21 protein-coding genes are annotated in these 22,023 nt (G+C 46.8%); 14 read left to right on the top strand and 7 right to left on the bottom strand.

The annotated features are described in order from the left end of the window. Positions 1-208: 208 nt before the first annotated feature. From BMW71_RS05790 to BMW71_RS05780, 3 genes are read left to right on the top strand one after another with little or no spacing between them, the layout of a single operon-like run. Complete coding sequence (locus BMW71_RS05790) at positions 209-424, top strand: type II toxin-antitoxin system Y4mF family antitoxin (RefSeq protein WP_092170805.1); 216 nt, start codon at positions 209-211, stop codon at positions 422-424. Continuing rightward, positions 402-740, top strand: a complete 339-nt coding sequence (locus BMW71_RS05785; protein ID WP_317041129.1) for a HipA N-terminal domain-containing protein — start codon at positions 402-404, stop codon at positions 738-740. Before BMW71_RS05790 ends, BMW71_RS05785 begins: the two co-directional genes overlap by 23 nt. Further along, complete coding sequence (locus BMW71_RS05780) at positions 733-1,692, top strand: HipA domain-containing protein (RefSeq protein ID WP_244891095.1); 960 nt, start codon at positions 733-735, stop codon at positions 1,690-1,692. Before BMW71_RS05785 ends, BMW71_RS05780 begins: the two co-directional genes overlap by 8 nt. A gap of 371 nt (positions 1,693-2,063) precedes the next feature. Here BMW71_RS05780 and BMW71_RS05775 read toward each other — a convergent pair whose 3' ends face one another. From BMW71_RS05775 to BMW71_RS05765, 3 genes are read right to left on the bottom strand one after another with little or no spacing between them, the layout of a single operon-like run. Beyond that, on the bottom strand, positions 2,064-3,233 hold the full coding sequence (locus tag BMW71_RS05775) for a type II restriction endonuclease (protein ID WP_092170799.1): 1,170 nt from the start codon (positions 3,231-3,233) through the stop codon (positions 2,064-2,066). Continuing rightward, the gene (gene dcm, locus BMW71_RS05770; RefSeq protein ID WP_092170796.1) at positions 3,190-4,422 is read right to left on the bottom strand and encodes a DNA (cytosine-5-)-methyltransferase; all 1,233 of its coding nucleotides are present in this window, start codon (positions 4,420-4,422) and stop codon (positions 3,190-3,192) included. The genes BMW71_RS05775 and dcm overlap by 44 nt, the downstream gene beginning before the upstream one ends. Further along, positions 4,406-4,837, bottom strand: coding sequence for a very short patch repair endonuclease (locus BMW71_RS05765; RefSeq protein WP_092170794.1), 432 nt, complete (start codon positions 4,835-4,837; stop codon positions 4,406-4,408). The genes dcm and BMW71_RS05765 overlap by 17 nt, the downstream gene beginning before the upstream one ends. A gap of 144 nt (positions 4,838-4,981) precedes the next feature. Here BMW71_RS05765 and BMW71_RS05760 point away from each other — a divergent pair, with 144 nt between their 5' ends. The 4 genes from BMW71_RS05760 (at position 4,982) to BMW71_RS05745 (ending at position 9,556) form a co-directional block, all read left to right on the top strand. Then, complete coding sequence (locus BMW71_RS05760) at positions 4,982-6,280, top strand: nuclease domain-containing protein (RefSeq protein ID WP_177179581.1); 1,299 nt, start codon at positions 4,982-4,984, stop codon at positions 6,278-6,280. A gap of 609 nt (positions 6,281-6,889) precedes the next feature. Continuing rightward, positions 6,890-7,402 (top strand): hypothetical protein, encoded by a 513-nt coding sequence (locus tag BMW71_RS05755; protein ID WP_092170788.1) that lies wholly within the window; start codon positions 6,890-6,892, stop codon positions 7,400-7,402. Between the two features lie 146 nt (positions 7,403-7,548). Next, positions 7,549-8,091 carry a hypothetical protein gene (locus BMW71_RS05750; RefSeq protein ID WP_218145561.1) on the top strand — a complete coding sequence of 181 codons (543 nt, stop codon included), beginning with the start codon at positions 7,549-7,551 and terminating at the stop codon, positions 8,089-8,091. A gap of 442 nt (positions 8,092-8,533) precedes the next feature. Then, positions 8,534-9,556: an alpha/beta hydrolase gene (locus BMW71_RS05745; protein ID WP_092170785.1), complete on the top strand. Its 1,023-nt coding sequence runs from the start codon at positions 8,534-8,536 to the stop codon at positions 9,554-9,556. Positions 9,557-9,691: 135 nt separating this feature from the next. Here the strand turns inward: BMW71_RS05745 and BMW71_RS05740 are convergent, their stop codons facing one another. Then, positions 9,692-10,039, bottom strand: a complete 348-nt coding sequence (locus tag BMW71_RS05740) for a winged helix-turn-helix transcriptional regulator (protein ID WP_092170782.1) — start codon at positions 10,037-10,039, stop codon at positions 9,692-9,694. 78 nt (positions 10,040-10,117) lie between these two features. Between BMW71_RS05740 and BMW71_RS05735 the strand changes: the two genes are divergently transcribed. Both BMW71_RS05735 and BMW71_RS05730 read left to right on the top strand, forming a co-directional pair. Beyond that, complete coding sequence (locus BMW71_RS05735) at positions 10,118-10,753, top strand: NAD(P)-dependent oxidoreductase (RefSeq protein ID WP_092170780.1); 636 nt, start codon at positions 10,118-10,120, stop codon at positions 10,751-10,753. A 1-nt stretch (position 10,754) separates the two neighbouring features. Continuing rightward, positions 10,755-11,621: an NmrA family NAD(P)-binding protein gene (locus tag BMW71_RS05730; RefSeq protein WP_092170777.1), complete on the top strand. Its 867-nt coding sequence runs from the start codon at positions 10,755-10,757 to the stop codon at positions 11,619-11,621. Between the two features lie 275 nt (positions 11,622-11,896). Here the strand turns inward: BMW71_RS05730 and BMW71_RS05725 are convergent, their stop codons facing one another. Both BMW71_RS05725 and BMW71_RS05720 read right to left on the bottom strand, forming a co-directional pair. Continuing rightward, on the bottom strand, positions 11,897-13,240 hold the full coding sequence (locus tag BMW71_RS05725; protein ID WP_092170773.1) for a tetratricopeptide repeat protein: 1,344 nt from the start codon (positions 13,238-13,240) through the stop codon (positions 11,897-11,899). 408 nt (positions 13,241-13,648) lie between these two features. Then, the gene (locus BMW71_RS05720; protein WP_092170771.1) at positions 13,649-15,958 is read right to left on the bottom strand and encodes a hypothetical protein; all 2,310 of its coding nucleotides are present in this window, start codon (positions 15,956-15,958) and stop codon (positions 13,649-13,651) included. A gap of 174 nt (positions 15,959-16,132) precedes the next feature. On the opposite strand from BMW71_RS05720, the gene BMW71_RS05715 reads away from it, so the two are divergent. Continuing rightward, the gene (locus BMW71_RS05715; protein ID WP_092170768.1) at positions 16,133-17,323 is read left to right on the top strand and encodes a cation:proton antiporter; all 1,191 of its coding nucleotides are present in this window, start codon (positions 16,133-16,135) and stop codon (positions 17,321-17,323) included. 31 nt (positions 17,324-17,354) lie between these two features. Here BMW71_RS05715 and BMW71_RS05710 read toward each other — a convergent pair whose 3' ends face one another. After that, positions 17,355-18,575, bottom strand: a complete 1,221-nt coding sequence (locus BMW71_RS05710) for a DSD1 family PLP-dependent enzyme (protein ID WP_092170765.1) — start codon at positions 18,573-18,575, stop codon at positions 17,355-17,357. Between the two features lie 199 nt (positions 18,576-18,774). On the opposite strand from BMW71_RS05710, the gene BMW71_RS05705 reads away from it, so the two are divergent. The 4 genes from BMW71_RS05705 to BMW71_RS05690 all read left to right on the top strand — a co-directional run bounded on the left by BMW71_RS05705 (position 18,775) and on the right by BMW71_RS05690 (position 22,022). After that, the gene (locus BMW71_RS05705; protein ID WP_092170763.1) at positions 18,775-19,797 is read left to right on the top strand and encodes a quinone oxidoreductase family protein; all 1,023 of its coding nucleotides are present in this window, start codon (positions 18,775-18,777) and stop codon (positions 19,795-19,797) included. Between the two features lie 72 nt (positions 19,798-19,869). After that, on the top strand, positions 19,870-20,928 hold the full coding sequence (locus tag BMW71_RS05700) for a CNNM domain-containing protein (RefSeq protein WP_092170760.1): 1,059 nt from the start codon (positions 19,870-19,872) through the stop codon (positions 20,926-20,928). 3 nt (positions 20,929-20,931) lie between these two features. Next, positions 20,932-21,549, top strand: a complete 618-nt coding sequence (locus BMW71_RS05695; protein WP_092170758.1) for a Crp/Fnr family transcriptional regulator — start codon at positions 20,932-20,934, stop codon at positions 21,547-21,549. A gap of 77 nt (positions 21,550-21,626) precedes the next feature. Next, complete coding sequence (locus tag BMW71_RS05690; RefSeq protein ID WP_092172711.1) at positions 21,627-22,022, top strand: VOC family protein; 396 nt, start codon at positions 21,627-21,629, stop codon at positions 22,020-22,022. The last annotated feature ends 1 nt before the right edge of the window (position 22,023 follow it).

The raw sequence follows: 22,023 nt of genomic DNA, 5'->3' as shown, positions 1-22,023 counted from the left end.
AATCCGTGCGAATCTGTGGTGAAAAAGGTGTTGCACCACAGATAACACAGATTAGCACAGATAAATTAGATGATCTGGCAGGAGAAAGCGCTATGATAATTCACAAATTATATCTATTTCCATATAAGTTTAAGCGATTAATCAATATTATACGTAAAAACATATAATAAAGGAAAATTTGTTATTTTTGTATGTTAATGCATATAACATGAGCCTATTATCAGATTTTGTAAAGACGAGAAGGAAGCAACTGGGAATCAGCCAGGAAGAATTTGCAGAAAAGGCTGGGGTAGCCTTGACGGTTATCAGAAAAATTGAACAGGGCAAAGAAAACCTCAGTTTGTCCAAGGTCAATCAGGTACTCCAAATGTTTGGTCATGTTTTAGGGCCAATAAATGAGAATGATGCGAAAAGGAATAGTTAAATACAACAACATAAAGGCTGGCCTTTTAACAGAAGAGGATAATGGAGAATATCTCTTTGAATATGACGAAACATATGCCCAAATCTACCCGAACCAATTCGTCACCTTTCAAATGCCCGTATCAACAAGACCCTACCGAAGTAAAAGACTGTTCCCGTTTTTTGATGGACTAATTCCTGAAGGTTGGCTGCTGAATATAGCCGCTGAAAGCTGGAAAATTAACAAGAATGATCGCATGGGGCTTCTCCTGGCCTGTTGCCAAAACGCTATTGGTGCGGTAAGTGTGCACCCTGTAAATCTGAAAGCTGATGGCTAAATGCTTGTATTGTTATAGAGATTTGGATGAAAACGAGGTAGATTATCATTCGAAGTGCATCAAATCGTTTTTTGGGACGAAGCATGCTCCGGTTTTGCCCTATCGATTGGAAGAGATGGAAAAATTGGCGAAAGAAGCCGCATTGCTATCCATCACGGTGCCGGGAGTTCAACCAAAATTGTCGTTGGGGTGGATCAAAACAGCATTGGAAAATGGCCATCAGGGCCGTTTGACCATCATGGATGCTTTAGAAGGGAACTATATCCTGAAGCCACAGAATGCGGATTATCCGCAGATGCCGGAAAACGAGCACCTCTCCATGAAACTGGCCGAATTGTTCAAAATAGACATTGTACCCGCAAATATGATTCGTTTACAATCGGGTGAACGTTGTTTTATTACCAAACGCATAGATCGAAACCCGGATGGATCCAAAAATCACATGATCGATTTCCTGCAAATTCTTGAATTGGTAGATAAATACAAGGGTACCATGGAAATTCTTGGAAAAACGATTGGTGAATTATCGGTAAATACCTTATTGGATAAGTTGCGGTTTTTTGAAATAACGGTGTTCAATTACATTATCGGAAACAACGATATGCACTTAAAAAACTTCTCCATGTTATTAACCGACATGGGCTGGGTGCTTTCTCCTTTCTATGACCTGTTAAATGTCAAACTGGTATTGCCTGGGGACAAAGAGGATATGGCTTTGCTGCTAGGTGGTAAAAAAGAAAATTTCAATAAAGGGTATTTTGACCGCCTGGGCGCTGTTTTGAAATTAAATGACAAACAAATCCACGGCGTGTATAAAAGGGTATCGAAATGGCTGCCGGAAGCCACTCAATTGATAAACTATTCTTTTCTTGATTCAAACAGGCAGAAAGCCTATAAGGATTTAATTATGGAGCGCGTAATTTTATTTACCACAGATAACCATGGAAAATAAACCATATAAGTGATTTAAGAGCATAGAAAAAGTTACGAAATGTATTAAATGACCATAAATACCTTATATGGTTGCCCATTTTCTGTTGTAGTTTTTATCAGAAAACGACTAACCACGGATTACTCGGATTAGCACAGGTAAATCAAGAAAAAAATGGCGTGAATCTGTGGTGAAAAAAGAGGGACCACAGCTAACACAGATAGATAGGGGCCAGGTGGCTTGGTTTAGGAAAAGGAATCTGGAACTAATCGGTGTAGCTCTGGGGCGAAAAATGGAGCCCTATCGAATAGTCGGTTTGGGTGATGGTATCACCTCAAATAGTGTATATTAATATATGTTGATACCGAGCACTAATTAGTTTACGGATGTTGTTAAGCTTGTTTAGTATGAACTAATCCTACAAATTGTTCTAGTGTTAATATTTTACTCCGATGTTCTGCAGGGAAACTTGATAAATAGGACTTTGGAACTACAAGTTGAACTCCATATTGATTCATTTCTTCCAACTGGTTCTTCGAAATGCCTTGTTGTAAGGTGAATAAGTGCTTTGTACGGATGCGGTCTGCCTCATTCAAAATTTGTCTCCAACGATCTTTACAAGTTGTCTTTGAAGCAAGGAAAATCAGCTTTTTATCATCAAAATTTGGATCATTGTAGGATTCTATGTTCGGAAAGAGGAAGTCTGGTTTCTTATTATTTTCAGTCGTTACCTGTGTTTGAAAGATCAGTTCAAAAATTTTAAACATCTCCTCCAAATGGTGCTCGAGGGACCTGCCAGCTCGGCTTTTTCGCCTGTTCAAAATTGTGTTTGCGGTCTTAACTAAATCCTCAACAGTTGGGAATGGTGTTCGAATAATCTCAGCATACCGCTCGTTCTCAATTGTTTTAAATAAATCATATTCTGACTCTATCCAATTTAATATCTGTTTATCTGGGTTTGATTTAATTTGGCTTGGGGTGATGTTATATGATGTCATATAGCATTTTCTGGCGTTAGTAGCCAAATCAATTGTTGAAGGAAAATCAATATTCAATGACCTGACATAAGCTAGGAAACATTGAAGCAATCTATCCTCGAACGTTTGCTCAAGTTGTTTGGGGATTATTCCATTTGTTTCTGTGGAAGAAATATTGACTGCGGCAAAAAAATCTTCAATGTCCTCATCGCTGCTTAGAACATATCCCTCAAAAAAATCTGATGACTTTTTTACTAGAACCAGCAGATCACCAACGTTATCATCTGTTAAGAAAGGGAAACCTTTACCAAATCTTGTCAGCCTGTATTCATCTCTCGTACCTACACCATAGTAGATAAATCGGCTTGATGTCTCGAATTCATCCTGCCATTTAATGGTTACAAAATGGTCTTTGTTTGTACCTTTTTCTCCCGGCGTTTCGAAAAACATCGGCCAAGAGCTTTTGTGCATATGAAACCCGGCTTGATGCCCACCGGTTGCACCGGTGTCATTTGGCTTAATGAATTTGCTAAAGGATATTTTAGACTGCTGAGCCGATTGTATTGCTTTTTCTAATACACCCATTTAGTCTGGTTAATTCATTAACAATTTTTTCTCCAACAGCCTGCATTAGCGGAGTTACAACGGAGTTCCCAAATTGTTTGTATGCTTGAGTATCAGAAACAGGTATCACAAAATTATCGGGAAACCCCTGAAGTCTAGCACACTCTCTCGGCGTTAATCTTCGAGGATTTAGCCCTTCCTGTGGAATAAGTACCTCAGAGCCGTCCTTGTAGTACCTGGCACTCAACGTCCGTGTTATCCCATCTAAGTTTACAAGTCCGAATCCAAAGCCATTTCCTTGCGCCTTATGCTTCGCAGCATAATTTTGTAAATAATTCCAAAGATTATCTGTGAGAGTGTACTTGGGGTCGGGATTTGGCTCGAGGATTTCTTCAATTGCATGAGCAGACTGAGGCATGGTAGGGAACTCAAATTTCTCTTCGCCATTATATCGATCTTCGTCAAATCCAACAATGACTATTCGTTCCCTATGCTGCGGGACAAAATATTTACCGTCCAATACTTGAAAATGAATATTATACCTGAGTTTTTTAAGCGTTTGTTTGATTACTTTGAAAGTATTCCCTTTATCATGTGAAACTAAGTTTTTTACATTTTCAAGGAGGAATGCTTTTGGCCGGTTTTCGTTCAAGATTCTTTTGATGTCAAAAAATAGTGTTCCTTGGGTTTCATCCTTAAAACCGTGTGACCTTCCCAAACTGTTTTTCTTTGAAACCCCGGCTATTGAGAAAGGTTGGCAAGGGAAACCAGCAATTAAAATATCATGTTCCGGGATTTCTTTTTCATCTATTTTTGTGATATCGCCGAAAGGAACCTCGCCGAAATTAGCAAGATAGGTTTTTTGAGCATATTGATTCCATTCTGACGTGAAGACGCATTTTCCACCAAGATTGTGGAAGGCTAGTCTAAATCCACCAATTCCCGCAAAAAGGTCGATGAATCTGAAATTCCCATGTTCATGAGGAGGGAAGGGGATATCCCACTCGAAAGGCAGGTATCCTTGAAAATAAGGCTCATTTACAATTGAAGGGTCTATGGACTTACCATATTCTACAGCTTGTTCTTGGAAATAATGGGAACTGCCGTTCGGGTAACTCTGAAAGTAATGGGTAAGGTGTGCAAGTTCCGTTTGATCTGGCTTTTTGACTTCAATTCTTAGTTTCTCCTTTACTTCAGAGTATTTTATCATTTTTTAGTTCCTCCATTTGTTGCTCAATAGTTAGCAAACAAATATCGAAATTTTTCCTGATATCACCAGTCCAAAACCTTAGAACCTTCCAACCTTTATCTTTTAAATGACGATTAACTGTTTTGTCTCTTTCGATATTGCCTTCAATTTTTTTCCACCAGAACTCACGATTTGTTTTAATTCTCAATTTTTCAGCCTCCCAGTCTTTGCCATGAAAATATTCGCTATCTACGAAGATTGCTAACTTCCACTTTTTTAAACTAAAATCAGGCTTTCCAAAGACAAACTTTGAATTTCGCCTGAACCGATAACCTTTTTGCCACAAAGCCTTAGCAAGTTTCAGCTCCATTTTTGTGTTCTTGCTTTTTATGGCCATCATATTTTTTTTTCTCTGATCTGGTGTTAAAACATCCATATTCAAACTTACAAACTTATTGGTTTCAGGTCAAAATCATAGCACTAATCGCTTCTATGATAGGCATAATTCTAGAGTATTAAAATTTTCAGAGGATTTTCTCTTATACAACACGAAATTTAATTTTTGCAATCCTGCGGTTTATTGTCAAACTCGTGTCTTTTTGACCTCGCAGCAAAATTGATTTGGAAAGGTGGCGAGGACGTGTATGGTGCCGGTAAAAAAGATATAGCAACCTTGTATGAATATTGGTTGTTTTTCAAATTTTTGGAATTGCTTCAGGAGATCGTCGATATTGTACCTAAGGATATTTCCGACTTAATTGAAGCTACAGATGATGGCTTAAGTCTCCGCTTAAAGCAGGGAAAAACAATCCCACTAAAAGGGGTTTACGATGCTGGAAGTAGAAAGATCAATATACGGTTTGCTTACAATCGTGCATTTTCCGGCAAAAGGGACTATCCGGATTCCGGTAGTTGGACCACTGCTCTTCGGCCGGATTATAGTTTATCATTTTGGCCTTTCGGAATAACAGAAGAAGACGCCGAATTACAGGAACTCATCGTTCACGTTCATTTCGATGCCAAATACAAAGTCGCAAATTTGTGGGATTACCTGAACCCAGATTCAGAAGAGATTCTGAATGAAGAAAAAAAAGAAAATCGAAAAGGTCTCTACAAAAATGCAGACTTGCTTAAGATGCATGCTTACAAAGATGCCATCCGAAGAACCGGCGGAGCCTACGTGCTGTATCCGGGAGAAAAAACCCTGACTAAAAGGGGCTTCCACGAAATTATTCCCGGGCTTGGCGCATTTCCGCTCCGGCCGTCGAAAAGAGATAGTGGCGTCGGTGAATTAAAGGCCTTCCTTCTTGAAATCCTGGATCATTTCGTTAATAGGGCTTCACAGCGCGAGAAAATGGCATTCAGGACTTTTGCTATTCATAAAGATCCACCGGAATCGAAAAATCAGATACGAGAGTCGCTACCGGAAACCTTTCACAACAATCGGGGGCTTTTGCCGGATGAGACCTTCGTGTTGGTAGGGTATTACCATTCAGAACAACACTACGAATGGATTAAACGAAATAGACTATATAATTTTAGAATGGGTGCTGCGACAGGGTCCCTGGTTTTGGATGAAAAAACTGTGAGCGCTAGTTACTTGCTGCTGCATACCAAGGAAGAAAAGAGGTCAGGAGCCTTATGGCGAATAGTAAGCCGCGGACTTTCGGTGTTTTCTAAAGAAGACATGATCAAAAAAGCCTATCCACACCCCACACAGGATCATTACCTGCTGGTACAAGTGGAACCGGTAAGCGACCCGGAATTTCAAGGGGTGGTCTGGGATTTTAAGCGCCTTTCGGGCTATAGGGCCGGAAGGGCCTCGGCCTTTCCCTTTACCAGTAGCCTAACGGAATTCATGCAATGCAAAATAAGCTAGCCAATTCTTTTGTGCGGTCATTTTTTTAAAACCATATACCGCAAATAAGTGGTACCGAACTAGCTTTCCATCCCTTCCACAATTTTTGCGTGCTGTCCAGTAGATTGGTTCAGTAAATCATACGTTTCCCCTTCTATGTCCTTCTATACCCTACTATGGTTCAATCCCTTTTTGTTCTGTCATTTTTTGAAACCATATACCGCATATAAGCGATACCGAACTAGCTTCCGATGCTTGCACAATTCCTACATTCTGTTCTGTGAATTGTTTCAGCGCTCTTGTTCGTACCCTCTTCTATGTCCTTCTATGCTCTTATATGGTTCAATCCCTTTTTGTTCTGTCATTTTTTTGAACCAATTTGGGGATGATTAACTTGCTTTATTCCCTTAAGTGGATAAACACAAAGAATACGCCGAGCAACGCTGAAGACGCTGTTGGTAATAAATTCCAAAATTCTTCTAACCTTTGGCGGTTAAGGAAATCAGTAGCGTGGCGCATGGCATCATAATAAACAGGCATTGTTCATTGTAGGTTTCTAGTTAAGCAATTCGCGATTCGCGAATTACGAATTTCTATCGTATCTTTACTTGAAAACAAAACACGCATTCAATGAAAAAGCACAGTGGCATGCGGCCTCAGGACATCGTTATCTTACTCAAAATCGCCATCAAACACGAGCGGGCCTGGACCATGAAAGATCTTTCTCAGGAGTTGGAGATAAGCGCAAGTGAGGTAAGCGAGAGTCTTAATCGCTCGTCCATTGCCGGGTTGCTTTTTCAAAACAAAAAGCAGGTAATGCGACAGGCGACAATGGATTTTTTGCAATATGGCTTGCGCTATGTGTATCCTCAGCAGCCTGGTGCATTGGTAAGAGGTGTGCCCACTGCCCATGCCGCGCCTCCGCTAAGCAACGAGATCATAAGTGATGTACCTTATGTTTGGCCTCACCATGAAGGTAATGTGAGAGGTCAGGCTATTCAGCCGCTGTATCCAAGTGTGCCAGCGGCCTGCCTCAAAGATCAGGCTTTTTATGAAGTAATGGCGCTCTGCGATGCGCTCAGGGTAGGTAAAGCGCGAGAACGAAACCTTGCCGTGGAGGAACTCAAAAAACGGATATGCTAAAGAACACTCAAATCAACCGAGCGGTTACCTAGAAGATAGCCACGGCTTTGGGCCCACTCAATCAGCGGGTGGTCTATGTGGGTGGGGCCGTTGTGAGTCTCTACATTGACGATCCATCGGCGGACGACGTGCGACCCACTAAAGACTTGGACATTACCTTGAAGATTGCCACTATTGGAGAGCTTGAGGCTTTGCGCCAAGAGTTGGTTAATATTGGGTTTATCCAATCGGCAAGCGATGCAGTAGTTTGTCGGTTTCGGTATGAGGATGTGTTGGTAGATGTCATGGCAACAGAGCCGGTAGGCTGGGCGCCAGGTAATCGCTGGTTCAAAAAGGGGTTTGATTTAGCGCATGCATACCAGCTAGATGGGCTTTTAATACGTCTTTTGCCATTGCCCTATTTTCTTGTCACTAAATTTGATGCATTTTTTGATCGTGGGATAAAAGACCTTTATGCCAGTCATGAATTTGAGGATATTGTGTATGTATTGAATCACACTTCTGATATATCGGAACAAATAGTAAATTCGGATATTCTCGTTAAAAATTATCTAATGGAATGTGCATCCAAAATCATAGAAAGTTCACAATTACAGGAAGCGATCATAGGCAATTTATTTCATGAAGCGCAAGACCAGCGATTTAAGATAATCATGTTCAAACTTAACAAAGTGGCTGATGGGATTTAATGAACTCAATAGCGTAGAACACTACATCATCCAGCAGCTAAGTGGGGTGAATTTGAATACCACCGGTGTGCAGAAAGGCAAAGCATGTTATTCGGTGCTGCATGGGCATACACATCGGTGAACGAAATACATTTTAAGCCCTTTCCCCTGTTTTGATGCTGTCCTGGGGGTCGGTTTGTGCGATCTTGTTCGTAGCCCCTTCTATGCTCTTTTATGGGTTCCTTTTTTATTCGGTCTTTTTACCCTAAAAAAGTATCGGTTGCTAAACGCTTGTGTCGAGCATAAATCTCTTCTCTACCCGTTTCGAAGGTCATGAACCGCCTCATTACCAATTGGATTTAAGCAAAATTAGGTATACCTCTACATGGATAATTCTACGATTTATTTTATCTTTACCTGTAACGGCAGGTCGTAATACATCTTGAAACCAATCGAACAGTAAATGAAACGGAGGTTAATGTGGATTGGGGTAAGTATCATTGCTTTGGTAGGTATGCTATTTTTGGCGTTTAGGCTTTCTCCCTACCCAGCCGTCTGGCTGGTCCGCTATGCGTTTGAAAAAGAGGCGGTCCGAGTAGATGCGGCATTGGAAGAGCAGGTGCCTGAAAATATACGATCCATCCGGAACATACAGTATGACCCAACCGACCCCAACTCCTTGTTGGATCTTTATTATTCGGAGGATGCACGGGCGTTAACCAGTAAACTGCCGGTAATCGTTTGGACCCACGGGGGAGGATTGGTTTCCGGAAGTAAAAACCACCTCAGCAATTATTGCAAATTGTTGGCCTCGAGGGGATTTGTTGCCATCTCCATCGATTATACCATAGCTCCCGAGGCAAAATACCCTACGCCCATCCGCCAACTCAATACTGCGCTAGCTTTTATTTCCGCTAAGGCCGATCAATTCTCTGTAGACTCCACTAAATTTATATTGGCAGGCGATTCAGGCGGGTCCATGATAACTGCCGCGACGGCCAATTTAATTACGAGTCCTTCCTATGCGGCTATCACGAACGTTAGCCCGGGATTGCATCCCGAACAGCTGAAAGCCGTCCTGCTGTATTGCGGTATTTATGAGGTGGACAACCTAAATTCAGAGGGTGCCTTTGCTTCGTTTCTACATACCGTCACCTGGGCCTATTTCGGTGAAAAAGACATTTCCAATGATGCTTACGCGAAAACAGCATCGGTACTCCATTTCCTTACGGACTCCTTTCCCCCTGCATTTATCTCGGCCGGCAATAAGGATCCGCTATTGCCACAGTCAAAACGTTTTGCCGAAAAGCTTTCTGCGCTTGACGTGAAGCTGGATACGCTTTTCTTTCCAGAATCTTATAAGCCTGCCTTGGGGCATGAATACCAGTTTACGTTTGATAAAGACGGAAAACGAGCTTTTGAACAATCCATTCAGTTTATCAATCAGTTAATCGGTAGAAATACTTCCGAACAACCCGAACCGTAAATTAGGCATTGGTGCCAGATGCGTTTCCATCGCTTCCAAAATTTTAGCTTGCTGTCCAGTAGATTGGTTCAGTAAATCTTACGGATCTCCCTTTTATGTTCTTCTAAGGCTGAGCGCTCTTTGTACCGTGCTCCCTCAGGTACCGGACGTTCGCTGTTTCAGCAGGTTTTCTTCGTACCTGCCGGCAAAATTCCGCATTTCCTCGATCAACGGCAGTACCGCCCGGCCCATTTCGGTTAGCGAATATTCCACCCGGGGCGGTACCTCACCGAAGTTTCTCCGAACGGCCAGCCCGCTTTCTACCAGAGTCTTCAGCTCCTGTATCAGCATTTTTTCGCTAATTTCGGGGATTTTTTTCTTCATCTCCGACAGGCGCAAAGGGGTTTCAACAAGCTGGAACAAGATCAACAACTTCCATTTTCCCCCTACCAATTCCAAGGTGGTGCGTATCGGACAACGAGCGGTAATGCGAATGGATTTCATACATACAAAAAGGTTAGTACCCTACTTTTATGCAGGTAAGCCAAATCTACGTAGTATTGAAGAAAAAGAAAGCGAATCATGAAAAAAATTGCCTTATTTGGTGGTTCCGGACAAACGGGCCGTCTATTTCTGTCCCGGGCCCTGGAAAGTGGGTATTCGGTAAAAGCCCTGGTCCGTAATCCGGAAAAGTTACACCTTCGTCATCCCGCCCTGGAAGTAGTTGTAGGAGATGTGTTAAACGTCGAAGCAGTGGAAAACACCGTGAACGGCACGGAAATGGTAGTGAGCCTTTTTGGGCATGTCAAGGGTTCCCCGGAATGGTTGCAAACCGAAGGAACCCGAACGATCCTGTCAGCCATGAAGGGCCAAGGCCTCGAACGCATCGTTTCCCTTTCTGGGGGCGGCTTGCCCTTTCCAGAGAAGGACCGGCCCAAATTTGCCGATAAACTGATCCGCACCGTTATGAAACTGGCCGTTCCCCGTATCCTAAACGATGCCATCCGCCATCACGAGGTATTGGCGGACAGCGGCTTGAAATGGGTCATTGTGCGCGGTCCGCGCCTGACAAATGAACCTGGAAAAGGGACCTATCGGGTGGGATGGGTAGGCGTGAATGCCAGCACCAAAATCAGCCGTGCCGACCTGGCGGACTTTATCCTGACACAGGTAGAAGACGATACCTTTATTCACCAAATGCCCTTTGTGAGCAAATGACATGAACATTTTGATCAGCGGAGCTACTGGAAATGTGGGGCTGGAAGTTTGCCGGCTGCTGCAGGAGGGTAACCCGGAACACCAGATTTTTGCCGGGGTACGAAATCCCGAGCAGGAAGGCGATTTTCACAGGCGGTTTCCTGCGATACACCTGAGGAAATTGGACTTTAATCAGCCGGAAAGATTTCCCGAAGCCCTGGTGGATATACAGGTGGTATTTCTGCTGCGTCCACCGCAGCTTTCCGACGTAAAAAAGTATTTCGAACCCTTGGTTGCTACCTGCGTACAGGCAAAGGTCATGCACCTGGTGTTTCTTTCCGTGCAGGGAGCGGAGAAAAGCGGCCTGATCCCTCACCACAAGATTGAGAAGCTGATTGATGCTTCGGGGATTCCGTTTACCTTTCTTCGTCCGGCTTATTTTATGCAAAATTTTACCACCACCTTAGGCAGTGATATCCGCAAACGAAGCCGGGTGTATCTGCCGGCCGGAAAGGCCCGATTTACGCTGATTGATATTAAGGACCTGGCTGCCGTAGCCGTTGAAGTACTCCTGCACCCGGATGCCCACCGCAACAAGGCCTACGATCTCACCAATTCGGAGCAATTGGATTTCGCGGCCATGTGTGGCCTGTTGAGCAAGATACTGGGAAGAAAGATTGCATTTGTGTCTCCCAACCTGTTGCAGTTTTATGTGCAAAAGCGAAAAGAGGGAGTACCGACTCCGTACATTCTGGTGATGATCCTATTGCATTACCTTCCCCGGTTTCAACCCACTCCGCAAACTTCCGATTGGGTGGAGGAATTGCTGGGAAGGAAAGCCGTTGGTTTTGAGGAATTTGTGCAGCGGGAGAAGCATAAATTGCAGTAGCAATAAGGTCTTTTCTTGCTTCAGCGCTTTTGATCTGTCATTTTTTTAAACCATATACCGCATATAAGCGGTAGCGAACCAGCTTCCGATGCTTGCACAATTCCTACATGCTGTCCTGTGGATTGTTTCAGCGCGCTTGTTCGTACCCCCTTCTATGTCCTTCTATGCCCGTATGTATTTTTCCATGTTCTGGTGCGATTACCTGCTTTGGGGCCTTTGTGGAAAAAAGCCGGCGCTCCCAGCGAGGGCAATTGCCAGGCGAATGGATTTGGTAGCTATTCGTTGAAAAAAGAGGTTTCATAGGTGCCGCCATGCTGCAGGTTTTCCAAGCGCTGATCCAAGGCCTTGGAAGTTTCCGGTTCATTCTTTCTGGCGTAAATCTCCTTAAGCGCAGTGAGCGTCTCAACGCTGTTCGGATTGATCTGTTCCGCCCTTTGGAAATAGGGAAGCGCCTTGTCAAAGGCGGCGAATACCTCTGCTTCCATGGCTTCGAATTGGCCCCTACCCGCTGCGCTAAAGTCCCCGGACATCTCACTCAACGTCATCGTCAGGCTCGCAGCGCGGTTGTAGTACAGGGTGCCGGTGCTATACAGCGCATCAAAATTAGTCGGATCTTTTTCCAGGCTCTGACTGTAATAAGTGAAGGCCTGGTCGAAGTATTTGTCGGCCTGCTCGCTGTTTCCAGCACTGGATTCACGCTGGTACAAGTTATCGTATACGCTACCCAGGGTGAGGTAGAGTGTCAGATTGTCCGGTTCTCGGGTAATGGTTGTTTTCAATTTATCAATGAGTTCATCGAGTCGGTTTTGCTTCAGGAAGTGATTGATCTCGGCAAACATCAGGGATACTTCCCCGGGGTATTTTTCCCGACCGGCCTTCAGGTACTGGTAGGCAGTTTCCAGGTCGGCGTCTTCGCCGCTGGCATTGATGGTGTACAAGGCTTCATAGACAGCCGCTTTATCGTACTTCACCCTGTAGAGGTCTTCAAAGAGCGGTCTGGCCGCCTCGGGCATGTCGTTTTTCAGGGCCGCCATGCCGGTGACGTATTTATGGTCCATCAGGTCGAGGGCATCATCCAAAACGCTGAACCGGCCTTCTTTCTTCAGGATTTCATGGGCGGCCAGAGCCGAGGAGAAGTTGAGATAAGTCGATCCGTAGTCCTGGACTTCGAAGGCGTAGATCCCAAAGTTGTACAGGTGGGCTTGCGCTTCTTGGATACCATTTAACGCATCGCTGAGAAGATACGCAGGTGAGTTTATGGCTTGCGCATGCTTTTCCACAGCCGTTGTCAAGGCGTTAAATGCCTTGACCGCTACCCGGTCTACCTGCGGAAGTTCTTCTAGAGAACCGAAGCCGGTCTGTTTCACAGTTACGATCTGTGTCGCCAGCAAGTTTAATATCTCCCCTTTTAACACGTAGAAAGCCGGATCGGAAACATCTTCACCACTAGGGTCCGGCAAAATGGCCGCTACTGCTTCTTTAAGCTTGGCTTTAGAAGCGTTAGGATCGACTTGGTATTCGGTCAGCGCTCTCTTAGCTGCTCTCACATCTGCCTGCTGCGCCTGTACGGATACGGCAACCAAACCAAGGGCAAGCATTCCTACGATTATTTTATTCATGGTCGTTTATCGTTAGGTGATCAGGAAATGGGAGTTTTGATCGTAAAAAACCAAATCAGCACAAGTGAATAGCTACTCAGTAAGTTAGGAAATATTTCATTTAAAAACTGTCAAAAGATTTATTCTTCGTATTGTTGGAAATTTTAATGGACTCCGGTGCCCCTATGATCTGGGGGCCTTGGGTTATGTACATTTCGTTGAAACCGGACAACCGTTCCTGGTTGCCCGCTACCTAACGAAAAGGCTAGGAAATGTAGGGGTCGGCACCAGGGAAAAGCGCCGATCAAGGCGGAGGCTATCGTGGTTCAAAACTACTAAAAGGTGCAACATGGACCTAAGGCATACTGGTTCTGGAATGTAGTGGGTATGAGCGCTGAGCAGGGCTATTCCTGAAAGGTCGAATACCCGCTATTCCCGGCTGGCACCCATCGGTAGCGCGGCTGCTTGTACCGCCAGCGCATCCAACAAATGTTCGCAGTTGATTATTTTTTCCAGCAAGTCCTGTGGCAGGTAATAGTACTGATTGGAGGCCTCAAATCCGATGCGGGAATCTGCACGGGCCAGGGAATACAGCTGCAGGGCACTGTGAATCTCCATTTCCAATAAGTTTCGCATATGCAGGTAGACGAAATGATTGGGCGAGCGCCGCCATTGCTCCCGAAGCAATAGAAAACGGCCCTGCTGTGCCACCGACAGAACGTGCAGGTAGGCGGCTTTTGCCAGGATAAAATCTTCGGCAAGTTTCTCTTTCTGCTCATCGGTGGAGGGCAGTGCAGCCGCCTCTCCCAGCAAATCCAGTCCTTTTTTCCAACCCAAGGCTACTTTTTCAAATTGACTTACCAACACCTCCGGGGGATAGGGTCCCGACCATCCGGCCAGGTCGTCGTAGGGGAATCCCACCATGGTGGAGGCATAGCCGGTAGGTTCCAAAAAAAGCAGGTTGGAGGGGCCGTATTGTTGGGGCGCGTTGTAGACGACCTTTTGGTGGTAGGGAAATTCCTGAAAAGCATCGCTAAAGGCCGTCCAGGCTTTGCGGACAAGGGGTACACGCTGCCTGCCATAGCGCTCCCAGGCCAGCTCGTCCAGTACCTGTTCCACGGTGGCGCTGGGGTTTTGAGAAAATTTATGGGCAATTTCCAGGTTTGGCGAAGGATAGGAACCCAGCGTCCAGCTCAGCATGTACCCGTCCACCCCGGCCCGATTGAGGTTGGCAGCGTGTTGGGCCACCAGGTCCATCACCGGTAGCCAGGGGAGTGCGGAGAGCTCCCAGGAACTGTTTAACTGCACCTTGGCCACCGTACTCAAGTCCCGTTCTTTGGCTGCGGCCCAGTGGTCCAGGGCGCGGGGCCCGGGTCCCACGGCCGATAGGGAATACTCGGAAACGCGTGTTTCAATTCCCCCTCGTTCGATGGGAAGGCCCCATTCGCTAACGGACATAAGCTCGACATCCCTGGGTAGTTCGGCAATCACGTCCCGAGCCGGACCGTGGCCGTTCCATCCCCAATCCCAGGCAATGACGCGCGCCGAAGGTTTGGCCCGGTGCACCCCATCGGCGATCAGCCGATTTACCTCGGCGATAATGTGGGCATAGGGGCGTTTGCTGCACCGGGCGCAGGCGGCCTTTCCCCCATGGGAGGCACAATTGGTCAGGTTTTCGGAAGCCGTGATGGTAAAAACGCCGCCCAGTTCCGGTACTTGTTCAAAAACATGGGTCAGCGACTGACTGATCCAGTTTTGCACCTGTTTGTTGCTGGTGCAGAGGGTGGTCAATCCCTGCTTACTGATCCCGGCCATATCCGGTCGGGAGGCAAAAAAACGGGCGGGCATCGCCCGGGGCTCGTTGATGTAGAGGTAGATGGAAATCCCGTATTTTTGGGCACGACGGGCGATCGCCTGAAGATTTGCCAGGCGCTCGGAGGAACGATCGCCGAATTCCGGAAAGTCGGGTCCACCGGGTGCCAGTTGGTTCAACACCACGTGTAGCCAGACCCCATTGACGCCCTTTGCTGCCAGCTTTTGCAAAAGCCCGTCGGGGAAAGGGTCGCTTTGGGGGTCCAAGAGTGGATCTCCGAATACCCCGAAATAAGAATAAATCAACCGAAGTCCGCTCTGAGAAGAGCGGGTGGTTTCCGAATCCTGTGCTGTCGAGGCGACTTCGCTTAGTTGCTCAATAAAGGCAAAGCGGGGCTCTTCGGGCAGGGGATTATGGATGTGACCGTCCAGCAGGGCATAAATTTGGGCCGCTTTTTCCCAAGCTTCTGCGGAAGGTTGGGAGTACAGCAAGCGTTCCACCCGGGGTTTTAGCCGGCCAAACTTATGGAAGAGAAAGTCGTCTTCCTGAAGGGCAAATTCCAGTTCTTTTTCCGACATCCCGGTAAGCTCTAGTAGTTGCTCATAGGGCAATAAATGCCAATTTCTTCGAAGTAGGCTGATGTATAGCTGCCGGGAATATGCTGGAAAAAGGGCTTTTTTCTCCTCCAGTCCCATGGCCTGGGCAATATCGCGGACTTGCCAGCTTTCGCAATGCAGCAGGGCGGCCATTCTTTCCGCAGAGATCAGGTTCCAGTTTCGCCAGACAAAGGTGAAAAGGCGATCGGGAAAATGGTCAAAGGTAAGGGCCGGGGGATGGCTACCGCGGGGTAACCTGGATTGGGTAGCGCCGGGGTAAGGCAGGCTGAGCAAGGTAACGATCAGGAAAAATCCTAGTAAAGGTTTCATGGGAAACGGCGCGTCTTTCGTAGCTCAAAGTAATGAAAATTCTCCGATCCGGAAAGGAAGGTTTTTTGTTTGGCTTTGTTTGTTGTATTTTTAGCAATAACCACGAAATAGTTGATTGGGCAGTTTCGCTAGCATAGCGAAATCGCTCGTTAGTCGATTCAAAAAAACGGATACATGACCCTACCAATTATTATTGCATTGTGTGTTTTAATGCTTTCGGCCTACTTTTTTGACATTACGGCCGCGAAAACGAAAATACCACCCGTCGTTTTGTTGTTTGCGCTGGGGTGGGCGGTGAATCAGCTTGCAGAGGTTTTCTGGCTGGAAATCCCCGACCTTTCGAACGTGTTGCCCTTTCTCGGAACCATCGGCTTGATTTTGATCGTATTGGAGGGGTCGCTGGAGTTGGATTTTGACCAATCCAAGTTTTCGTTTGTGGGGCGAACCGTGCTTATCGCCATTTTACCGGTCTTGGGACTGAGTTTTTTGTTTGCTTTTGCCTTTATGCAATTTGCTGATATCAGCTTAAAGGTGGGACTGATCAATGCAATTCCCATTGCTATCATCAGCAGTGCGATCGCCATCCCCTCGGTGAGTAACCTCTCGGCAAAAAACAAGGAATTTGTGACCTATGAAAGCAGTCTCTCAGATATTTTTGGCGTGATCTTTTTTAATTTTCTGCTGGAAAACGAACGGATTGGAGCGGGATCCATTGGGTTTTTTCTGGGAGAAATTGTGCTAATTTTGATTATCACGTTCTTTGCAAGCATCATTTTGGCCTTTTTGTTAAGTAGAATCAAGCACCCGGTCAAATTTGCGCCTATCATCCTGGTGATTGTCTTGATTTTTGCCGTTTCCGAACTTTACCACTTGCCGGCCTTGATTTTTATTTTGTTGTTCGGTTTGTTTATTGGCAACCTGGTCCAACTCCGGCATTTGGTGGTGATAAGAAACCTGCACACAAAGAGTTTTAAAAGGGAGATCAAGAAATTCAAAGAGCTGACACTCGAACTGACCTTTTTGATTCGAACCTTGTTTTTTCTTGTGTTTGGTTTTCTGATCGATACCCGGGAGTTGATCAACACGGAAACCCTGATTTGGTCGGTTTCCATCGTGTTGGGTATTTTTCTAGTGCGAGGCTTGGTGTTAAAAGTATTTAAGATTAAACTGTTGCCCTTGATTTTCATTGCGCCGCGGGGCTTGGTGACCATTCTGCTTTACCTGAGCATACCTGGCGGAGCGGCCATCGCCCTGGTCAACGATTCCCTGATCATTCAGGTGATCATCCTTTCCTCGCTAGCCATGATGCTGGGCATGTTGACGGCCAAACCCAAACCTGCAGAATCCACGGTTGGGACTGCTTGAGGTTTTTGGTTTGGCCGAAAGGTTGCGGTTTTTAGCGGGACATGCCCCGTGCCAATACCGGCAGGACCATTTCCACTTTCCCCCTGCGGATGCCGTAGATGCGATCGTACAGGTTAATGGCCGGGTCGCAGTGGGGAACGATCACTTCCAATCGATCGCCTACCTTGTAGTCCCGGTTCGCTTCGGAGTAGGTGACGGTTCCGTATTCATCCGATCCGGCGTTGTAGGTAAATCCCGGCTCACCGATCACAATGCCGCTGGGTTTGTTGATGGTAAGGGCCTTGGCGCCCGAGTCGGTGATCAGCCGGCCGGGATAGTTGGTATTGATGACGGTGGTCATGACCGTCAGCGAAGGGTCGAAATGATCGTATAGCTCCTCGTTTTCTTCGCTCCCGATGGCCATGTACTGGGCATCCATAAACAAATAACTGCCTACCTGCACATCCGTAAAGCCGGGCACGTCCCCCATCATGTCGTAGGTGCCAGTGCCGGCGCCGCTGAAGATCTCCACGTTTAGACCGGATTTTACCATGCTTTCGTAGGTTGCCACAACCGGTTCAAAGGTTTGATCGGTGCGTGCTTTCCGGGCAGCGTAGCCTTTGACGTGTTGGGCGCCTCCGTCGTAGGCCAGAATGCCCATAAAGCGCAGGTTGGGGGAGCGGTCGATTTGCTGCGCCAATTCCAGTGCGGGCAGGCCCGTACGGACGCCCGACCGTTTGATAACGTCCAGGTCCACGACCACCTCGGCGATGATACCGGCGGCTTTGGCGGCATCCTGCAGGTCTTGTGCATTTACCGGATTATCGACCGCCTGGATAAATCCGGGGTATTTTTTTCGCAGGGCCATGGCTTTCTTAATTTTGACCGGGCTTACGTTTACCCCGGTCATCAGTACCTGCGAGATGCCGTTTTCCAGCATGATTTCCGATTCCGAAAGCTTTGCTGCGCAAACACCAACAGCCCCGGCATCCAGTTGCATCTGCGCCAATGCGGGGCATTTGTGTGTCTTGATGTGCGGGCGGACCCCAATTCCGCTACCCGCTAGTTTATAGTGCACCTTTTTGAGGTTTTTTTCCATGACCTCCAGTTCCAGGCAAAGGGAAGGGGTTTCGAGTTCCCATTTCGAGAGTCCGATTTCATCGGATGCAAGCGTGGGATAGCTGCCGGCTGTACCCTTACCGGGCAGCAACAAAGCCGTACCAGCCATACCGGTATACTGAAGAAATTTTCTGCGGTTGAGTCGATGTGTCATGTTTCGTGGTTTTCGTGCAGCTAAAAATAACGATTATCGCTGAATCTGTCCCGGTTATTTGCTGCATACATGCAGGAAATAGCGAAATAAATCGTCCCGAGTCGACGAAAATTTGCTGGAAAGGGAGTGGAACGGGAAGGCCTGCGGTTTTCTCTCAGGTAAAAATACCCTATATTGATGCAATTAATCGTTGATTTTTATGCGACAACTAGCGATAATCCATTATGGAACTGCAGAGGAGGCCTTTCGTCTTCAGGAAGGAGACGATCCCAAGCCCCTGGAATTTGAGGTATTGGTGGAGGTGGAAGGTTTTGGCCTGAATTATGCGGATGTAATGGCGCGGAATGGGTTATACAAGGAGGCGCCGAAAATTCCCTTTGTTCCCGGCTACGAAGTGGTGGGCAAGGTGGTGGACAGGGGTTCCGAAGTACCGGATGCTGTCGTCGGGAAGCGGGTAGTGGCATTTACCCGTTTTGGCGGCTACGCCGACCGAGCCCTCGCGGATTATCGGGGGTTGGCGCTTATTCCGGAAGCCATGCCGGCTGGAGAAGCTTGTGCACTGGCTACGCAATACTGCACGGCCTATTTCATGAGCAATTACCTGAGCCGCCTGCATGCTGGAGACATAGCCCTGATCCACGCTTGCGCAGGTGGAGTTGGAACAGCGCTTACGCAATTGTGCCAATTGCAGGGCGTGCGGGTAGTGGGCCTTTGCAGCACGGACGAAAAGGTGGCCTACCTCAAAGAAATGGGGGTGGAATGGCCAATCAATTACCATAAGGCAGATTATGCGGAAGCTGTGGAAAAGAAAATTGGAAAGCGAAAACTAGACGTTATTTTTAATTCCGTTGCAGGAAAAAGTACCAAACGTGACCTAAATTTGCTGGCTCCTGGTGGGCGACTGTTTTGTTACGGTGGGGCGGCCAGATCGGGCCAGAAAAGTAAGCTGGTATACGACCTGGCTTTTTTGCTGAAAACCGGGTTTCTAAGTCCACTTTTCATGATGATGAATTCCCAGGGGCTGATTGGCGTGAACATGCTCCGGGTGGCGGACCAGCGAATAGATATCATCGGTGCGTGTTTGCATGCGCTTATCGGCATGTGGAAGAAGAATGACATTCGACCCCAAGTGGGAGCCAGCTTTTCTGCCAGCGATATTGCAGCAGCCCACCGGTTGCTGGAATCTGGCAAAAGTACGGGCAAGGTGTACGTGCATTGGTAGCTGCTGGTCTCGCCTTGGAGCCCTACCGTCTAGCCCGTAAGAATACGGGTTTTAAAAATTAAATGATACCAGATGTTTCTATTGTTTGCTTATTTGTTTTTGGCTATTGGGGTTTCTTTCGTGTGTTCGGCATTGGAAGCATCCCTGTTGAGTATTACGCCCTCCTACATCGAATCCCTTAAACAGGCCGGGAAGACGTATGGAACGGAATTAGAAAAATTAAAGTCAAACGTGGACCGGCCCTTGGCTGCCATATTAAGTTACAATACCATTGCGCATACGGTGGGTGCGGCGGGAGTGGGGGCACAGGCAACCAAACTATTTGGAGAAGCTTATTTTGGTGTCATTTCAGCGGTATTGACCCTGGCGATTTTGGTTTTATCCGAAATTTTTCCAAAGTCCCTGGGAGCTACCTATTGGAAACAGCTGGCGCCCTTTATTGGAAAGATGCTAAATTTCATGATCCTTTCCATTTATCCCCTGGTCAAAATGTCCGAGTGGATGACCCGTTTTTTTAAAAACGAGGAGGAAAACAAGACCACACGGGAGGAAGTGGCAGCCCTGGCCAATATGGCTACTCGTGATGGCGTTTTTGAAGAAAACGAGTCAAAAATCATTTATAACCTGATTCGGTTTCGTTCGATTTTTGTGTATCATGTCATGACACCCCGGACGGTCACGGTGGCCTTGGAGGAAAATACGAGTTTAAAGGACTTCCTATTAGATACCAGCATCAAGAAGTTTTCCCGGATTCCCATTTATGAGGAGCGGATCGATCAGGTAACGGGCTATATTTTGAAATACGATGTGTTGGAAAAGCTCGCTCAGGACCAATTTGGCTACGTTCTGAAAGACTTGAAACGCAAGATCCTGGTCGTACAAACCGATGATCCCATTCCGGAGGTATTGGAAATACTGATGCAAGCCCGGGAGCACCTGGCCATGGTTACCGATGAATACGGGGGCCTTGCAGGAATTGTGACCATGGAGGATATTTTGGAAACGCTGTTGGGGCTGGAAATACAGGATGAAACGGATGGTGTAAGCGACATGCAGGAGTTGGCCCGAAATCAGTGGAAAGAGCGCGCCTTAAAAATGGGTTTGTTTCCGCCAGGAGAAAACATCGATTGAGTCATGGCAACGCACCTTCATCCCTCGCCCGGGGCAAACGGAAAAGCCCCTCAGTTTTTAGTAGCAGATTTTTATAAAAGCCCTGGCCTTAGTGCCGCTGCGCTGAAGCGAATTGCTGGGGTTCACGCCTATCAGGAATTTAAAAAAGGTACGCTGTTATTGCAGGAGGGACAGCGTGCGGATGCCTATTATTGCCTGGACGCAGGAATGATCCGGTCCTTTGCTACCAATCCTTCTGGAAATGCGATTACCACCGGATTTACCTGTCCGGGGCAGATCGCCATCGAGGTAGCCTCTCTTTTTTTGGGCCTCCCTACGGAAGAAAACATGCAAGCCCTTACCGATTGCCGGGTGTGGAAAATCAGTTTGGAAGCATTCCAGGTTTTGTTCAATGAGATACCGGCCTTTGCGACTTGGGGTAGGGATTGGATGACCCAGGCACTCCTCACCCATAAGTTGCGGGCCTTGCGGATGATTACGGAGACGGCCCCGGAGCGCTACCTGCGGCTGCAGGAAGAGCAACCGGAGATCCTAAAGGTAGCGCCGTTGAAGTACATTGCCTCGTACCTTGGGATTACAGACAGCTCTCTCAGTAGAATCCGGAAGGAAATACGTGGATAGGTCGGATTTCTTGTCTTAGGACAAGAAGAATTGCCGTACAATCCGCTAACTTGCTCGAAATCAAACGAACCAACCCAATGGCACGAAACACGAATCCTGTTAACTGGTTTGAAATCTATGTGGAAGACATGGAACGAGCCAGAAAATTTTATGCGACGGTACTGGCCGAAACGATGTCGGACATGGCCGTTCCGGAAAGCCCCGAAAGCGGAGACATGCACATGGTTGCCTTCCCCTGGGTCGAAGACGCATCAAACGCCGCCGGAGCCCTGGTAAAGTCTCCGGATATGAAACCCGGCGCCGGAGGTACCTTGGTGTATTTTACCTGTGAGGATTGTTCCATTGAGGAAAAAAGAGTACCAACAGCCGGCGGTAAGGTGGTGCAAGCAAAATTTCCCATTGGGGAACACGGTTTCTGCTCCATTTGCATGGATACCGAGGGCAATGTCTTTGGCCTCCATTCGACAAAATAGC

The sequence above is a fragment of the Cyclobacterium xiamenense genome (assembly GCF_900109255.1).
Lineage (GTDB): Bacteria > Bacteroidota > Bacteroidia > Cytophagales > Cyclobacteriaceae > Cyclobacterium > Cyclobacterium xiamenense.
The sequence above is the reverse complement of the archived record's forward strand: the minus strand, read 5'-3'. Positions and strand labels throughout refer to the sequence as shown.

Bases quoted from the DNA above. Each gene is read 5' to 3' on its own strand.
- BMW71_RS05720 (WP_092170771.1), bottom strand. From the start codon at position 15,958: ATGAAACCTTTACTAGGATTTTTCCTGATCGTTACCTTGCTCAGCCTG.
- BMW71_RS05765 (WP_092170794.1), bottom strand. From the start codon at position 4,837: ATGGATGTTTTAACACCAGATCAGAGAAAAAAAAATATGATGGCCATA.
- BMW71_RS05775 (WP_092170799.1), bottom strand. From the start codon at position 3,233: ATGGGTGTATTAGAAAAAGCAATACAATCGGCTCAGCAGTCTAAAATA.
- BMW71_RS05715 (WP_092170768.1), top strand. From the start codon at position 16,133: ATGACCCTACCAATTATTATTGCATTGTGTGTTTTAATGCTTTCGGCC.
- BMW71_RS05780 (WP_244891095.1), top strand. From the start codon at position 733: ATGGCTAAATGCTTGTATTGTTATAGAGATTTGGATGAAAACGAGGTA.
- BMW71_RS05745 (WP_092170785.1), top strand. From the start codon at position 8,534: ATGAAACGGAGGTTAATGTGGATTGGGGTAAGTATCATTGCTTTGGTA.
- BMW71_RS05700 (WP_092170760.1), top strand. From the start codon at position 19,870: ATGTTTCTATTGTTTGCTTATTTGTTTTTGGCTATTGGGGTTTCTTTC.
- BMW71_RS05705 (WP_092170763.1), top strand. From the start codon at position 18,775: ATGCGACAACTAGCGATAATCCATTATGGAACTGCAGAGGAGGCCTTT.
- BMW71_RS05755 (WP_092170788.1), top strand. From the start codon at position 6,890: ATGAAAAAGCACAGTGGCATGCGGCCTCAGGACATCGTTATCTTACTC.
- dcm (WP_092170796.1), bottom strand. From the start codon at position 4,422: ATGATAAAATACTCTGAAGTAAAGGAGAAACTAAGAATTGAAGTCAAA.
- BMW71_RS05690 (WP_092172711.1), top strand. From the start codon at position 21,627: ATGGCACGAAACACGAATCCTGTTAACTGGTTTGAAATCTATGTGGAA.
- BMW71_RS05735 (WP_092170780.1), top strand. From the start codon at position 10,118: ATGAAAAAAATTGCCTTATTTGGTGGTTCCGGACAAACGGGCCGTCTA.
- BMW71_RS05785 (WP_317041129.1), top strand. From the start codon at position 402: ATGATGCGAAAAGGAATAGTTAAATACAACAACATAAAGGCTGGCCTT.
- BMW71_RS05730 (WP_092170777.1), top strand. From the start codon at position 10,755: ATGAACATTTTGATCAGCGGAGCTACTGGAAATGTGGGGCTGGAAGTT.
- BMW71_RS05725 (WP_092170773.1), bottom strand. From the start codon at position 13,240: ATGAATAAAATAATCGTAGGAATGCTTGCCCTTGGTTTGGTTGCCGTA.
- BMW71_RS05790 (WP_092170805.1), top strand. From the start codon at position 209: ATGAGCCTATTATCAGATTTTGTAAAGACGAGAAGGAAGCAACTGGGA.
- BMW71_RS05740 (WP_092170782.1), bottom strand. From the start codon at position 10,039: ATGAAATCCATTCGCATTACCGCTCGTTGTCCGATACGCACCACCTTG.
- BMW71_RS05710 (WP_092170765.1), bottom strand. From the start codon at position 18,575: ATGACACATCGACTCAACCGCAGAAAATTTCTTCAGTATACCGGTATG.
- BMW71_RS05695 (WP_092170758.1), top strand. From the start codon at position 20,932: ATGGCAACGCACCTTCATCCCTCGCCCGGGGCAAACGGAAAAGCCCCT.